General features: G+C 43.2%; 11 protein-coding genes, 1 other RNA gene and 3 pseudogenes. 4 read left to right on the top strand and 11 right to left on the bottom strand.

Annotated features, from left to right (window positions below):
• Positions 1 to 129: 129 nt before the first annotated feature.
• Both AC0L6V_RS22645 and AC0L6V_RS22640 read right to left on the bottom strand, forming a co-directional pair.
• A pseudogene (locus AC0L6V_RS22645) lies at positions 130 to 569 on the bottom strand (DMT family transporter).
• Positions 570 to 604: 35 nt separating this feature from the next.
• Positions 605 to 993 (bottom strand): annotated as a pseudogene (locus AC0L6V_RS22640) (DMT family transporter).
• A gap of 128 nt (positions 994 to 1121) precedes the next feature.
• On the opposite strand from AC0L6V_RS22640, the gene AC0L6V_RS22635 reads away from it, so the two are divergent.
• Positions 1122 to 2063: a LysR family transcriptional regulator gene (locus tag AC0L6V_RS22635; RefSeq protein ID WP_265220598.1), complete on the top strand. Its 942-nt coding sequence runs from the start codon at positions 1122 to 1124 to the stop codon at positions 2061 to 2063.
• A gap of 52 nt (positions 2064 to 2115) precedes the next feature.
• Here AC0L6V_RS22635 and AC0L6V_RS22630 read toward each other — a convergent pair whose 3' ends face one another.
• The 8 genes and pseudogenes from AC0L6V_RS22630 to prfB all read right to left on the bottom strand — a co-directional run bounded on the left by AC0L6V_RS22630 (position 2116) and on the right by prfB (position 11166).
• On the bottom strand, positions 2116 to 2541 hold the full coding sequence (locus tag AC0L6V_RS22630) for a DUF7282 domain-containing protein (RefSeq protein ID WP_409419122.1): 426 nt from the start codon (positions 2539 to 2541) through the stop codon (positions 2116 to 2118).
• 187 nt (positions 2542 to 2728) lie between these two features.
• Entirely contained in the window at positions 2729 to 3493 is a 765-nt protein-coding gene (locus AC0L6V_RS22625; RefSeq protein ID WP_265220596.1) for an anti-sigma factor, read from the bottom strand.
• Entirely contained in the window at positions 3490 to 4059 is a 570-nt protein-coding gene (locus AC0L6V_RS22620) for a sigma-70 family RNA polymerase sigma factor (protein WP_265220595.1), read from the bottom strand. Before AC0L6V_RS22620 ends, AC0L6V_RS22625 begins: the two co-directional genes overlap by 4 nt.
• Before the next feature lie 106 nt (positions 4060 to 4165).
• Positions 4166 to 5002, bottom strand: coding sequence for a DKNYY domain-containing protein (locus AC0L6V_RS22615; protein WP_418138632.1), 837 nt, complete (start codon positions 5000 to 5002; stop codon positions 4166 to 4168).
• A 353-nt stretch (positions 5003 to 5355) separates the two neighbouring features.
• A pseudogene (locus AC0L6V_RS22610) lies at positions 5356 to 7039 on the bottom strand (SLC13 family permease).
• A 304-nt stretch (positions 7040 to 7343) separates the two neighbouring features.
• A complete protein-coding gene (gene hisC, locus AC0L6V_RS22605; RefSeq protein WP_265220592.1) occupies positions 7344 to 8402 on the bottom strand; it encodes a histidinol-phosphate transaminase in 1059 nt (352 codons plus the stop codon).
• Positions 8403 to 8512: 110 nt separating this feature from the next.
• Complete coding sequence (gene lysS / locus AC0L6V_RS22600; protein WP_265220591.1) at positions 8513 to 10015, bottom strand: lysine--tRNA ligase; 1503 nt, start codon at positions 10013 to 10015, stop codon at positions 8513 to 8515.
• 55 nt (positions 10016 to 10070) lie between these two features.
• Positions 10071 to 11166, bottom strand: a protein-coding gene (gene prfB / locus AC0L6V_RS22595; protein WP_265220590.1) for a peptide chain release factor 2 whose coding sequence is annotated in 2 segments (ribosomal slippage) — positions 10071 to 11093 and positions 11095 to 11166 — 1095 coding nt in all. Because the reading frame shifts where the segments join, the coding sequence is not laid out codon by codon here.
• Between the two features lie 144 nt (positions 11167 to 11310).
• On the opposite strand from prfB, the gene AC0L6V_RS22590 reads away from it, so the two are divergent.
• The 3 genes from AC0L6V_RS22590 to AC0L6V_RS22580 all read left to right on the top strand — a co-directional run bounded on the left by AC0L6V_RS22590 (position 11311) and on the right by AC0L6V_RS22580 (position 12506).
• The gene (locus AC0L6V_RS22590) at positions 11311 to 11610 is read left to right on the top strand and encodes a cell division protein ZapA (RefSeq protein ID WP_111607919.1); all 300 of its coding nucleotides are present in this window, start codon (positions 11311 to 11313) and stop codon (positions 11608 to 11610) included.
• A 129-nt stretch (positions 11611 to 11739) separates the two neighbouring features.
• Positions 11740 to 11917, top strand: a non-coding RNA gene (gene ssrS, locus AC0L6V_RS22585) — 6S RNA.
• Between the two features lie 4 nt (positions 11918 to 11921).
• Complete coding sequence (locus tag AC0L6V_RS22580) at positions 11922 to 12506, top strand: 5-formyltetrahydrofolate cyclo-ligase (RefSeq protein WP_265220589.1); 585 nt, start codon at positions 11922 to 11924, stop codon at positions 12504 to 12506.
• Positions 12507 to 12590: 84 nt separating this feature from the next.
• On the opposite strand, the gene traF is transcribed toward AC0L6V_RS22580, so the two are convergent.
• Positions 12591 to 14003, bottom strand: coding sequence for a conjugal transfer protein TraF (gene traF, locus AC0L6V_RS22575; protein ID WP_265220588.1), 1413 nt, complete (start codon positions 14001 to 14003; stop codon positions 12591 to 12593).
• Positions 14004 to 14021: the final 18 nt, after the last annotated feature.

Raw genomic sequence — 14021 nt, 5'->3', positions numbered from 1 at the left:
GAACGTTGTTCAGTGACTTTTCTCGAGACAGTTCTATTGAGACGGTTGTATTTGAAGAGTAAAGACAAAATAGCCTAGCCAATCTATTTATCACGAATCGACTAGGCCGTTAAAAACAAAATAAATGTTTTATGATGCGGCTTTAGCGATACGCTTATTACTTAGGTAAATCATTGTAATAGCGCCCACTAGTAGCAAAATCGCCATGTATCTACTGCTATCTAATGGAATGATATTATTTTCCAACCAGCCAAAATGATCGATGATTAGATTCATAATTAACTGACCCGAAATAGTACAAACAGTTGCTGCAGCAATACCAATTTTAGGCACGGCAAAGACCACAATCAACATGTACATTACGCCAAATAAAGCGCCACTTAGTTGCCACTTTGGCGCACTAAAAAGGGTGACTTCATGGTTCGGTTCAAAGAAAAAAACAATAAAAATGAGATAGCGAAACCAATAACAAACGTCAGCCAAGCACTGGCGATCACACCAACGCTATTACCAAGACGTCCATTAATGGAAGATTGTACTGACAACGCAACACCGCCCAATATCAACATAAAAACTGCGAAAAATACCGTCATACTATTTGCTCCTAACTCAAAAGCCAAAGGGCGACAATAATCATCATCACAGCCAAAATTCGATACGGATCAATCCCGCGTTTTTCACTGCCCAACAAACCATAGTGATCAATCACGAGGCTCATGCCGATTTGTCCTAATAAAACACTGGTCATCGTCATACCGACACCAATAATTGGTGTGGCTATGGTGAGAAATACCACATAAATAGGCCCCAACACGCCGCCAGTCAGTAGCCATTTAGGCTGTTTGAATAGCTCAGGTAAATTTGGCTTGGCAAAAAAATCATAATCAATGACAGCAATATCGACCCAATCATAAAAATCGCTAGCGTGGCTGAAAAGTGCCCGACTAACTCACCTAAAGGCCCTAAAAGCCCAGCTTCAATAGACAATCCCATACCCGCCGCTAACACCAGAAGATAAACCATTATTTGCATATGTTTCGTTCCACTCGTTTTCGTTGCGGGCATTCTTAATTAGTGCTTAAATTAAATCAATAACACAAATAACAAGTGATAATTGCACTATGAGCATCAAACCACTTAGAGTTTTTCTTTCCGTTGCCAAAACAGGTAGCTTTATTGCGGCAGCAAAAGAATTGGATTTACCGCCCTCTTCTATCTCTCGATACATTTCAGCCTTGGAAGAAGAGCTTGGCCAACGTCTATTTCACCGACACACACGTGCGGTTAAACTGACGGAAGTAGGTGCCTATTATTTCGCTGAAGTCAGAGAAGTATTAACCAGCCTAGATTTAGCTACCGAACACGTCAAAGGCTCGCTTCTCACACCACAAGGTAACTTAAATATTAACGCGCCCGTTTCATTTGCTCGTTTACACTTGTCCAAATTAATCTGTCAGTTTCAACAACGCTATCCAGACATTAACGTCGAATTGATGCTTACCGATGCCTATGTAGATCCTGTCGCCAATGGCTCAGACATTGTTATTCGCATTGGTGAATTTGAAGACTCTAGTTTAAATTACCAAGCCATTGCAGATGAGCAATTCGTACTGTGCACAGCGCCTAATTATCTGCAAAGCATAAAAGATAAAATCGGCCACCTGTCCCACCCCAAGCAACTGCTCGACTTAAATTGTTTGGTTTATAAGGGCAATAACGGACGGCGTAATTGGTACTTTCGCCAAGAAGACAAAACCTTATTCGAATGTATTGAAGTCACCGGAAACCTATGCAGCAATAACGCGGATATATTGGTACAAGCCGCTTTAGCTGGCCAAGGAGTTATCTTATTTCCACGCTGGTTGGTGTTTCAGCATTTAGCATCTGGGGAATTAGTCGCCTTGTTAGAAAACTGGGAAGGTTCAGAAAAAGATACTCAACAAAGTATTTACGCCCTCTATCCTGGAAATCGGATGAAGTCATCAAAAGTTATGTATTTTCTCGACTTTATGGCTGACTTTTTTGGCCGTTCACACCCTTACTGGGATAAACAAAATACATAAAAATAAGGGGGCGAGAAAAATTCATCGACCCCTTATTGAATAATCTTCTATATTATTTTGCTGTAATCACATCCATCACTAGCTTGCCGTCCACCTTGATCGGCCCATCTTCTTTCGCGCCTAAGGTGTATTCAAAAATACCCGTTTTCATGCCACCAGCTTCGCCATGCAACATCAGCATTAGCATTTCACCAGGCTTAACAGATTCGGTAAGAATTGCTGCCACATCATGATTTTCGCCTTTTTTAAGTGGCGCGTAAGCCACCACAGGACCGGGCTTCATCGCCTTATCCGTGCGATGTACAACTAACCAACCGTTGCTATCAGCCATAACCATATCAGCACTGACGGTTCCACCCGAAACATCTTGATCACTGCCTTTAACAGCAAGTTTACCGCTCATTCCACCCGCTAACGCAGCACCAGTCATTGTCAAAATACCTAAACCAAGTGCAATACGTGAAAATGTATTTTTCATAATAAACCTCTAAATTGTGTATTATTGAGTAGTATTTTCCTTTTACACTCATAGCTACGAGCACAATTAAAAAAGGTTTCAGCAAATACATGTTTTTTTTAATTATTTTTCTAAAACCTCAAAATGAGGGTAAAAACATAAAAAAGCCAACCTGTTTAGATTGGCTTTGACGATCATGATGTCTAAATTATAAAGACGTAGGGTAGAGTCGACCATGAATAGCAGGACCAGTTGGCACACCGGTTGGAGAACCACCAGCGGGTTCCACACTGATACCAAACGTCGCATGACGAATCACCGCAGGGTCATAATTAATTTGCTTTTGAATTGGCGCAGAAACATCGGCTAATAAACCTAAAGATCGTGGCGCAGGGCCAATTTCATCCGCTTTAATCCACAACTGATACGTTTTGCCTGCTGCCTGCCCTTGCGCAGTAACGGGACGAACCGTCAGCTGACGAGTTTCAATATCTAAAGACATGATAAAAGCTGGCTGCTTATCATCGGCTTGAAATACGGCTACAAAAGGCGTATTGGTCTGAACATTTGTCGCTACTGGCGCTTTAACAACCATAAAGATCGCAAGGCAAGCGGCAATGGCGGACGCTCCCAGCGCCGTAAATTTCCAGCGTTTTAGTTTGGCACGCATCGCGTCCATTTCGACGACGATATTCGATGCCATAGAGCCAATAACGTTGTTGTCCTCTACCTTCTGATCAATCTTTCGATCAAGCTTGTGCAAAATGTCATCCAAGAGATCTTTTCTTGGTTCAGCCTCTTGAACGTATTCATTCAACCCTGCGAGACGAGATTGCCACTGTAAAATTGCTTGTTCAAGCATAGGCTCGTTCACACGCCGTGCTTCTACAATATCACGCTCGTCTTTATCCAAGGTGCCGAGTACGTATTCAGCCGCCAATGTGTGAATGGATGTTTCTTCGTGATTATTCATAAATTCATACAACCTTGCAGCTGCTTAATACTGCGATGAAGCCAAGTTTTAATCGTGCCTAGCGGCTGTTCGAAACGTTCTGCAAGCTCTTGGCGCGAAAATCCATCTAGGTAAGCCGCTTTAACCATCTCCGCACGGGGCGATTCAAGCCCATCCAAACACGCTTCTAGCTTTAATAAATCTTGGCTCTTTATAAAAAAGTCATCAGGCGCCATCGAGTCATCTGCAATTAAATCAAAATCCACATCGATCTCACTGTCTGGTAAGGTATTTTTTCGTACTTCATCAATAGTGCGGTTACGCGCAATGGTCACCATCCAAGTAATGGGTGACGCAAGACTCGCATCAAAGCTCGATGCTTTATCCCATATTTTAAGATAGACCTCTTGCAGCACGTCTTCAGATACTGACTGATTTTTCAAGATACGATAAACAACACCAAAAAGTTTCCGATGGGTAGCCTCATATAGCTCAGAGAAGGCAAGACGATCTTCTTGGCTGACTCTCTGCAGCAAATTTGCCAATGATTTTGCTGTGTGCTGTTCCGGTAATAAAGATTGATTCATAAGATTCGTATCAATTAAGCATTCTCTCGGTAATGTGTCCGCAGACACCACTGTTGATTATTCAGACACAGGCTATTGATACTGCGCGTTATTATGTTAACTCGACCTACTGCCCACTCACTTTCTCACCGCGTACATAATAACTATGAGTGTCTTTGGCATCATATTCATGACCTTCAACATAACCTAATATTTGGAAGCTACGCTGATCAGCATTTTCAAGAATCGATGCGCCCTCTTCTTCCTGAACATAGTAAATCGCGTTTTTATCCTTGTAATAATTCCAGCCCAATTCATCAAAAGACTCAGGGTCGGCGCCGCTTACGACAATAGGGCTCTCACCACCAAAATAATAAAGACGATCTTTGTCTCTCGCAAAGCCATAAATGGAAAACGCTTGAAAACTTTCAACATCAGCCTCTATACCAATAGGCTTACCCTCATAAAAAATCCGACTATTATCTTTTGCCAACATGTCGGTGAGTGGCACAAAAGAAGAAAAGTCCGCCAACTTGATTGGAACATTGTCATAATAAAGCGTGTATTTCTCGCCCGATTTTGAGTAAGTCCAATAGGAAAAACCCTCGAAATCACCAAAAGTTTGAGGATCCAAATCTGCCATGACTTCACCATTCTTTATCACTTGCGTGTCGTTTAGCCAATAAAACTCATAAGCAATGACCTTCCCAACTAGATTTTCACGATGGATGTCTGGCAGCGGTTGTCCACGAAAATACAGATACTGATTGTCCGCAGCGTATTGATCCACACTGTAATCGTTCTGATAATCATCACTCTTATACGCTTTAAAACTTTCAGCATCTGCGCCAATAATCGGATCAGCATTGTAATAAACCGTATTCCCAACAATACCATAGCCACTGTTAGGGATACCTTTTATGACGTTTGAAATCATCCCAGTATAACCAAAAAAAGACAGCACAAAAAAAACCACAACCGCACTGACCAGAGCAAGCGCAAAGCTATTAAGACCGAAGTATTTCCCCCTAAAACCCCCAATAAAAGAAAAATCGTCACCGGATAAGACAAAAAAAAGAACGTAGTAAAAATCGTCCCTTTATCATCATCCGCACCAGGGGCAGCAAACATCATGGGAGACATCATTAGCACAACAGGCCAATATAAAAGTGCTAACGTCACAATGATGTTGATAACAATATTCATAGTATCCTTCCTAAAAATAGACATGCTGTCACTGCATATGAAGAGAGAGTATTTTTATATCAAAATCTACCCAAACAATCGAATAAAACCCTCTTTCCTTATCTCAAAACCTTATAGCGTTTTAACCAGAGGCCAACCTATGATGAGTACGGCTAAGGTAACCACACCAATAAATATATTCATCGGTATCCCTACTTTTAGAAAATCACTGAACCGATATCCACCAGGTCCATACACCATCAAATTAGTTTGGTAACCAAGTGGCGTAGCAAAACTCGCCGAAGCCGCCATCATAATCGCGAACACAAAAGGCTCATTATTTAGCCCTGCCTTCTCAGTCGCCTCCAACACAATAGGCAACATCAATACGGCTGCAGCATTATTGGTAATGGTCTCGGTCAACAAAGACACCACAACATACGTCAAAACTAACAGCAACCAAGGAGTACCACCACTCAGATGAATCATATTATGAGCAAGAAACGCCGCAACGCCCGTTTTTTGTAACGCCATCCCCAAAGCAAAAGAGGCAGCAATGGTAATAATCACAGTTAAATCCAAACTTTTTTCTGCCTGACTAATAGAACAGCAGCCTGTTATGACCATCAAACTGGCGCCTATTAGCGCCGCATTTAGCATACTAATCCAACCAAAACCTGCGGCGGCGACTACGCCAACCAGAATCACCCAAGACAACCAAGCTCGGTCGTGTCTTGGCGTTTCCGCATCCAAATCGTTGATCAGCAAAAAATCTTTGTTATAGCGTTGACGCGTAACAAATGCTGGTCTCGCTTCCAGTAAAAGCGTATCACCCGCTTCTAGATAAATATTCCCTAAGTTCCCCTTAACTCGCTCTCCATTTCGTGCCACCGCCAACACAACCGCACCATATCGGTCACGAAACTTAGCACTGCGAATATTTTTGCCCAATGCGGTACAATGGGGTGAAACAACCGCTTCCACCAAACAACGCTCAGCACGATCTTTATTCAGTGTGCTGACCTCTCCATTATCTGCAGAAGCAACAATGCCATGAATGCGTAATAAATCCGAAATCGCCTGGGTATCACCAGCAAACACCAAACGGTCCCCACCGTGCAACACCTCTTCAGAGGATACCGCTGTCACAATGGTATTGTGTCGCTCAATTTCGACTAAATAAACACGCTCTAAATTTCGTAGATTTGCGCTTTGAACTGTCTTTCCAACTAAGAGTCCATTTGGGTCTACCGTCACTTCCAACGTAAACTCTCGCAGATTGCCAAACGCTTGTTTATCGCTACGATCAGGTAACCATTTAGGCAAAAACATCCAAATAAAGGCCATACCAGCCAACGCAACAGGGATACCAACAGCGGTAATAGAGAACAAAGAAAAGCCAGCGTTCCCGGTGAGCCTCTTGGTACTGACCATTCACCACCAGGTTGGTACTGGTCCCGATGAGTGTCAAAGTGCCACCAAGAATCGCGGTATAACTTAAAGGAATCATCAGTTTAGAAGGAGGAATTTTTATTTTACGAGACCAAGCATGAATGGCTGGGATCATAGTCGCCACAACGGGAGTGTTGTTCAAAAAGCCACTCAACACAACAACCGGTGCAAAAATCCGACAAAGGGCAGAACGTACGGATTTAGGATGACCCAACGCCCTATTCACCATCAAGTCAACGCCACCAGAACCATGTATACCAGCGGCCACTACAAACATGGCCGCGACCGTAATCAATCCCGAATTGGAAAAGCCAGCCAAAGCCTCGTCACCTGACAAAATTCCCATCGCACTGAGAATCGTCATCACAGCCATCATTACAAAATGTGGTGCCATTCTTGTTAGCGTTAACAGACTCAATGCTACAACAGTCAATGCTAAGCAAAACCAACCCTGCCATTCCATTTAAAACGCCTTCTACGTCGAAAAAAAGAATTCTACCCACCATCAAAAATAACGTAAAAGAATATAAAAACCGCAAAATAGATCAATATGGAATATAGGTTTTTTTCCAAAGACAGTATTGCTCACGTAATATCCGAGTAACGCCTAAAAATAAAAGACGAGACATCCCCCTTTATAAAAGGGGAATGTTGTGGTGAGACAATTCTTACAAGGTTTTCAACGCTGCTGTTAACGCGCTCATTTCTTCGTCTGTGCCGATGGTGATGCGAAGATAATTGCCAATACGTGGTTTTTTACCAAAGTAACGAACCAGAATGCCTTGTTCTTTTAAGGCAAGGTAGATTTGCTCAGCGTCTTTGTCAGGATGAGTGGCAAAAATAAAATTAGTCGCAGAAGGAACAATGCTGAACCCAAGCGCTTCCAGTTCTTTAACAGACTGCTCACGAGTAGCGATGGTTTTATCGCAAATCTCTTTTAAATACATTTCATCTTGCACCGCTGCCGTAGCGCCAGCCAAAGCAATGCGATCAATTGGGTAGGAGTTGAAAGAGTTTTTCAAGCGTTCCAACCCTTCAATCAAATCTGGGTGCCCCAATGCGTAACCCACACGAATCCCGGCCAAGGCACGAGATTTAGACAAGGTTTGCACTACTAATAGATTCGGATATTGATTAATCAAAGACACCGCACTTTGCGCACCAAAGTCCACGTAGGCTTCGTCCACTAACACCACCACGTCAGGATTCGCTTTTAAGATTGTCTCAATATCAGACAAAGGCAAGGCTTTACCGGTTGGCGCGTTTGGATTGGTTACCACCACACCTGAGACATCTAGGTTTTCGTAATCTGTTGGTACGATATCAAAATGGTCATTCAGCGGAATCAGTTTTGGTTCGATGCTGTATAAGCCTGCGTACACTTTATAAAAACTGTAGGTAATATCAGCAAATGCCAAAGGCTTGCCACCAGCAAAGTAGCCCATAAAAGCCAAGGCTAAGACTTCGTCCGAACCGTTGCCAACAAACACTTGGTTCGCTTCTAACTGGTAACTTTTTGCCAGAGCGTTTTTTAGTGTCACACCATTGGGATCTGGATAAAGACGCAAACGCTCACTTACTTCCGCCGCCATTGCTTCTAAGGCTTTAGGCGATGGCGAATACGGGCTTTCATTGGTATTTAACTTAATATACTTTTTATCTTGCGGTTGTTCGCCTGGCACATAAGGGTCAAGAGAAGCGATTTTATCTGTCCAAAAACGACTCATGGGATGCTCCGTTGTACGTCATCAAAAATAGAGTATAAAAACAAAATAAGGCCTCAATTGAGGCCTTATAAATACATTAGGATTTTTGTCAGTGACTATCCGGCCTAGGATTAGTCCTGAGGGCGCATATGTGGGAACAATAATACGTCACGAATTGAAGGTGCATTGGTGAACAGCATCACCAAACGGTCGATACCAATACCTTCTCCCGCGGTAGGTGGTAAACCGTATTCTAGCGCATTGATATAGTCTGCATCATAATGCATGGCTTCATCATCGCCTGCGTCCTTTTCTGCAACCTGACGCATGAAACGCTCGGCTTGGTCTTCTGGATCATTAAGCTCCGAGAAACCGTTAGCGATTTCACGTCCACCGACAAAGAATTCAAAACGATCAGTGATAAAGTCATTATCGTCATTACGACGGGCAAGTGGGGACACTTCCGCTGGGTATTCCGTAATGAAAGTCGGTTGATCCAGTTTATGCTCGGCGGTTTCTTCGAAGATTTCTGTCCATAATTTACCAAGACCCCAAATCGGTTTTACGTCGATTTTTAGTTTCTTCGCCACAGCTGTCGCGCTTTCTAATGTTTCTAGGTCAGCCGCTGTCAATTCTGGATTGTAGTGCAAAATCGAATCTAACATGCTCATACGAACAAAGGGCGCACCAAAGTCGTATTCAGAGCCTTGGTAGGTCACTTTTGTTGTACCCAGTACTTTTTCTGCAACCGTGCGCAGCATGTCTTCCGTTAGATCCATTAGATCTTTGTAGTCTGCATACGCTTGGTAGAATTCGATCATGGTGAATTCTGGATTGTGACGAGTCGAGGTACCTTCGTTACGGAAGTTACGGTTAATCTCGAATACACGTTCAAAGCCACCCACAACCAAACGCTTCAAATAAAGTTCTGGCGCGATACGCAAGTACATACTCATGTCCATAGCATTATGATGCGTCACGAACGGGCGTGCTGAGGCACCACCTGGAATGGTTTGTAACATAGGCGTTTCCACTTCCATGAAACGACGATCTTCTAGGAAACGACGAATCGTAGAGATGATTTTTGAACGCATTTGAAACGTCTCGCGAGACTCTTCATTGACAATCAAATCAACATAACGCTGGCGGTAACGCATTTCCATATCCGCTAAACCATGATGCTTATCTGGCAGTGGACGTAGAGATTTGGTAAGCAATTGCGCTTCTTGCATATCAATGTACAAGTCACCTTTGCCAGATTTATGCACAGGGCCAGAGATACCAATGATATCGCCTAAATCCCATGTTTTTTGATCAGCCAATAGCTCTGGACTCAAGGCTTTACGATTGACGTAAGCTTGAATTTGGCCAGTCATGTCTTGTAGCAACATAAACGCACCACGGTTACGAATAATACGGCCCGCAATGCTGACTTTATGATCTTTTTCTTCTAGCTCGGCTTTTTCTAGTTCGCCAAATTCCGCTTGAAGGTCTGCAGCGTATGCGTTACGACGAAAGGTATTGGGAAACGCATTTCGTTCTGCACGAATAGCGGCCAATTTGCCACGACGCTCGGCTACTAGGCGATTGTCATCAGATTGCAGGGTGGATTCTGTGCTGTTTTCGTTAGCCATGGTTTGCTATTGCTCTTTATAAAATTCAAAAAGGTTTAAAAATACATTCTGCTCGTTACAGGCCTTGCTTCAAGCTTGCAACAATAAACTGGTCTAGATTGCCATCTAGTACCGCCCCCGTATTGGAGGTCTCCACACCCGTACGCAAATCCTTAATACGTGATGCGTCTAATACGTATGAACGAATCTGACTGCCCCAACCAATATCAGACTTACTGTCCTCTAAGGCTTGTGCTGCTTCATTGCGTTTCATCATTTCAAACTCGTACAATTTGGCACGAAGTTGTTTCATGGCAAAATCGCGGTTTGCATGTTGCGAACGCTGATTCTGACACTGTACGACGATCCCCGTCGGAACGTGAGTAATACGTACCGCAGAATCTGTCGTGTTTACGTGCTGACCACCCGCTCCAGATGAACGATAGGTATCAGTACGGATGTCCGCCGGATTGATCTCGATGTCTACGTTGTCGTCCACTTCAGGAGAAACAAACACAGACGCAAACGACGTATGGCGACGGTTACCAGAATCAAAAGGAGACTTACGAACCAAACGGTGCACGCCTGTTTCGGTTCGTAACCAGCCAAAAGCGTATTCCCCTTCAAAACGAATGGTCGCTGATTTTATTCCCGCCACATCACCAGCCGAGACTTCCATTAGCTCAACGTTAAAGCCTTTATCTTCGCCCCAACGTAAGTACATACGTAACAGGATGTTGGCCCAATCTTGAGCCTCAGTTCCACCGGATCCGGACTGAATATCCAAGAAGGCACTGTTCTCGTCCATTTCTTTCGAGAACATACGACGAAACTCCAACTTGGCTAGCAAAGCTTCCAGCTCTTCCAGTTCAAGTTGCACCGCTTCTACTGAATCTTCGTCGTTTTCTTCGACGGCAATTTCTAGCAGCTCTTTAGAGTCGTTTAAACCAGACTCCATACTGTCTAGGGTTTCAACAACGGCTTCGAGCGCAGCACGCTCTTTACCAAGTTTTTGTGCGTATTCTGGATCGTTCCAAATTGCAGAATCTTCCAGTTCACGGTTCACTTCCTCTAAGCGCTCTTTCTTTGACTCGTAGTCAAAGATACCCCCGAAGGGTTAAAGCACGTGCTGAAAGGTCTTTTATCTTAGAAACTATCGGGTTTATTTCCATATTGGCGTCAATTTGCTATAAACAGTGTGAATAAAGATGATTCGGAATTGTAACGAATTTACTCGCAGCATAAAATGCCATTCGCTACCCAATGATGGAAAAACAGACCATTTTTTGTGGGCCTTGCTATCAAATGGAGTCAATATGGATAAACCAACAGTCACTGTCGCCATACTGGGACAAAGTTATAAGATAAATTGCCCTAAAGGGCACGAACCGGATTTGAAAGAAGCCGCTGAATATTTAAACAATCAAATGCGTGAAATCAAAGCCAGCGGAAAAATTGTTGGCCTTGAAAAAATAGCCGTACTGGCTGCATTGAATATTACTCACGATATGCTTTCAAGTCGAAAATACGCCCGTTCTAACGAGCAACAGTTGCGAGAACTGACGTCGCAGCTTGATGCGGCATTAGCCCACGAAACAAAATTGGTTAATGAATAATCACCTGTGGTTTATTCCTTGACCTACTTTTTCGATTGCAAGCCTAGAACACGAATTTTCTTCATACAATACAGAAAACGAACCAGGCTATTGGGTGATTTCTCCTTTGAGTTACTCTATACTGAAGTTCGTTTCCTGGGTTGTTCGAAGCGGCTTAACGCCCTTGAGCCTATGAGTAATACCCTGGAAAGAGCCTGCTGGTTTGGTGTGCATGTCCGTGCGTCGGAAAGCCTAAAGAGTCACAGTTCTTTCCACCTTGAACCACTGGGTTCAAGGCCAATAGCCGAAACGGCAACTTGGGAAACTCTTTTATGACCTCTCATCTCGATCCTAGACAAACCCTGCGTCGTCAATTACGCCAAACCAGAAGAAGCTTATCGGTTGATGAGCAACGTAACGCGGCACAAGCGTTGGTTATGCGCACAACCAAACATTTCTTAGACCAGCAAGCGCAATCCCCCAACAAGGTGGCCTTATATCTGTCCAATGATGGTGAAATTTCTCCGCATTTATTATGTGAATATTTTTGGCAGCAAGATATCGCCATTTATCTGCCTGTCATCCAAGACAAGCAATTAGTCTTTGCACGTTACGTTCCAGAAACAAAATGGCAAAGCAATGTTTACGGTATCCAAGAACCGACAACAACGGAACACATTGCAGGTGCTGATCTGGATATTGTGTTTTTACCCTTAGTGGGATTTGACTCCAACGGAGGCCGTCTAGGTATGGGCGGCGGTTTTTACGACAGAACCTTTGCCAACAAAAAAACCGATGAAAAACCGTTATTAATAGGTTTAGCGCATGACTGCCAAGAAGTAAAAAACCTCCCCGTTGAAGGTTGGGATGTGCCATTGCAAGCCATTATTACCCCGACACAGTTCATCAAGGTGTAGCATCGTATCTGATTGAAAAAGCTTTACTGTAAGCTCTTTCAATCGAAATTTTTCAGCTTAGTTATTTTGGTCCAACATAACAAGTTAATAGACAAAGCTATAACCAACGGACACATAAGCCCCACTATTACCATCATCGTTTTCAGGTGCATATGCAACATCAACATCTAAACGTCGATAAAACGTAAGGCCAGCCGTGTAATAATTTAACTCGCTACCAACCAAGTTTTTTCGATAACCAATACGCATACCCGGCAATATCCAGTTATCACTAAAATAAGACAAGGATACTGTCGCCCATTGATATTCATCACCTAACGGATCCGCTATGGCATTCACATCATAAGAGCCTGCAAGAGAGAAATGCTGGTCTTTACTTTTGATCGCAGCATCAACTGTCATTTGCGCTTCCATTTTATAGGTTTCGTTTAGCGAGAAAACACCTTTGCCGGCAAACCTTAGAGCGGCTTCACAACTCGTCTTATCGGCTCCGATTAATCCCGTACAGTCACTTACTAAACCTTTATAATCAAACTCAGGCTCATTGACGTTAGCTATCGACGCGCCAAGTTGAAAATTACGTGCCGCTAAAATAAGCCCCAAATCCAAAGAAACACCAGACGATACGGAGTCACGACTTAAGAAAAAGTCGCTGTAAGACACACTGGAATCTTCATCTTCCGTCAGAACAGTCAGCTTTTGATCTAAAGCAAGTCGGTGAAAATTCAGCCGCCCACCCACTATCAGAGCACTGGTTTCTGAACGAGACACCATTTCGCTGTAACCCACACTAAAATGATAATCAGACGCCCTCTTCATATACACAGAGGTATCAGACTCGACATCTGCGTCATCAACATTAACAGTATCAAGCTCAGAAGCACTGGTAACTGCTTCCAATTCGTCAACACCCGTAAGTGTTAAATTATCCGCCAAGACATCCGCTCGCCCAACTAACGAAGCACTCGCATCAAGCGTAAAAACTCCACGACGTCTGGTTTTATAAATAATAGGTAAAAAAGGTCCTTGCACAGTAGTCGAAAATTTTGCGTACGTAGTTTGGCTGATATCGGAAATCACTTTATCAGCCGAATCAAGGGAACTATTAATATCCGCTAACACTTCGTCAATTTTAGCCACCACAAAAGCATCCGGATCTGACGCCGATTGAGCCTCTGTTTTAATCGCCTCAACATCAATACTGGAGGTAAAATCTTCATCAAAGATGGCTTCAAGTTCATCCACCTTATCATTGATATCATTTACACCACCGCCCTCAATACCAATTGCTAATGGACCTAAAAAATTGACTCGAAACCCTTGTAGATTTGCCATCAAATAAGAAGAGGCAGGGTTCCCTGATGCAGTCGATAATGCATGGCGATTGCCATAATTTCCCAAGACTATACTAGAGCCTATGGGCTGATATACATTCATCGACGCCACAGAATAAGTACTGCATATACTTAGGCCAATAACTACAAAATACTTTTTCATGCTTTGCTCACAATAATC

The sequence above is a fragment of the Marinomonas sp. G8-14 genome (genome assembly GCF_055808935.1).
The sequence above is the reverse complement of the archived record's forward strand: the minus strand, read 5'-3'. Positions and strand labels throughout refer to the sequence as shown.

Coding starts and splice junctions, on each gene's coding strand:
- AC0L6V_RS22635 (WP_265220598.1), top strand. CDS start 1,122: ATGAGCATCAAACCACTTAGAGTTTTTCTTTCCGTTGCCAAAACAGGT.
- AC0L6V_RS22630 (WP_409419122.1), bottom strand. CDS start 2,541: ATGAAAAATACATTTTCACGTATTGCACTTGGTTTAGGTATTTTGACA.
- AC0L6V_RS22625 (WP_265220596.1), bottom strand. CDS start 3,493: ATGAATAATCACGAAGAAACATCCATTCACACATTGGCGGCTGAATAC.
- AC0L6V_RS22620 (WP_265220595.1), bottom strand. CDS start 4,059: ATGAATCAATCTTTATTACCGGAACAGCACACAGCAAAATCATTGGCA.
- hisC (WP_265220592.1), bottom strand. CDS start 8,402: ATGAGTCGTTTTTGGACAGATAAAATCGCTTCTCTTGACCCTTATGTG.
- lysS (WP_265220591.1), bottom strand. CDS start 10,015: ATGGCTAACGAAAACAGCACAGAATCCACCCTGCAATCTGATGACAAT.
- AC0L6V_RS22590 (WP_111607919.1), top strand. CDS start 11,311: ATGGATAAACCAACAGTCACTGTCGCCATACTGGGACAAAGTTATAAG.
- AC0L6V_RS22580 (WP_265220589.1), top strand. CDS start 11,922: ATGACCTCTCATCTCGATCCTAGACAAACCCTGCGTCGTCAATTACGC.
- traF (WP_265220588.1), bottom strand. CDS start 14,003: ATGAAAAAGTATTTTGTAGTTATTGGCCTAAGTATATGCAGTACTTAT.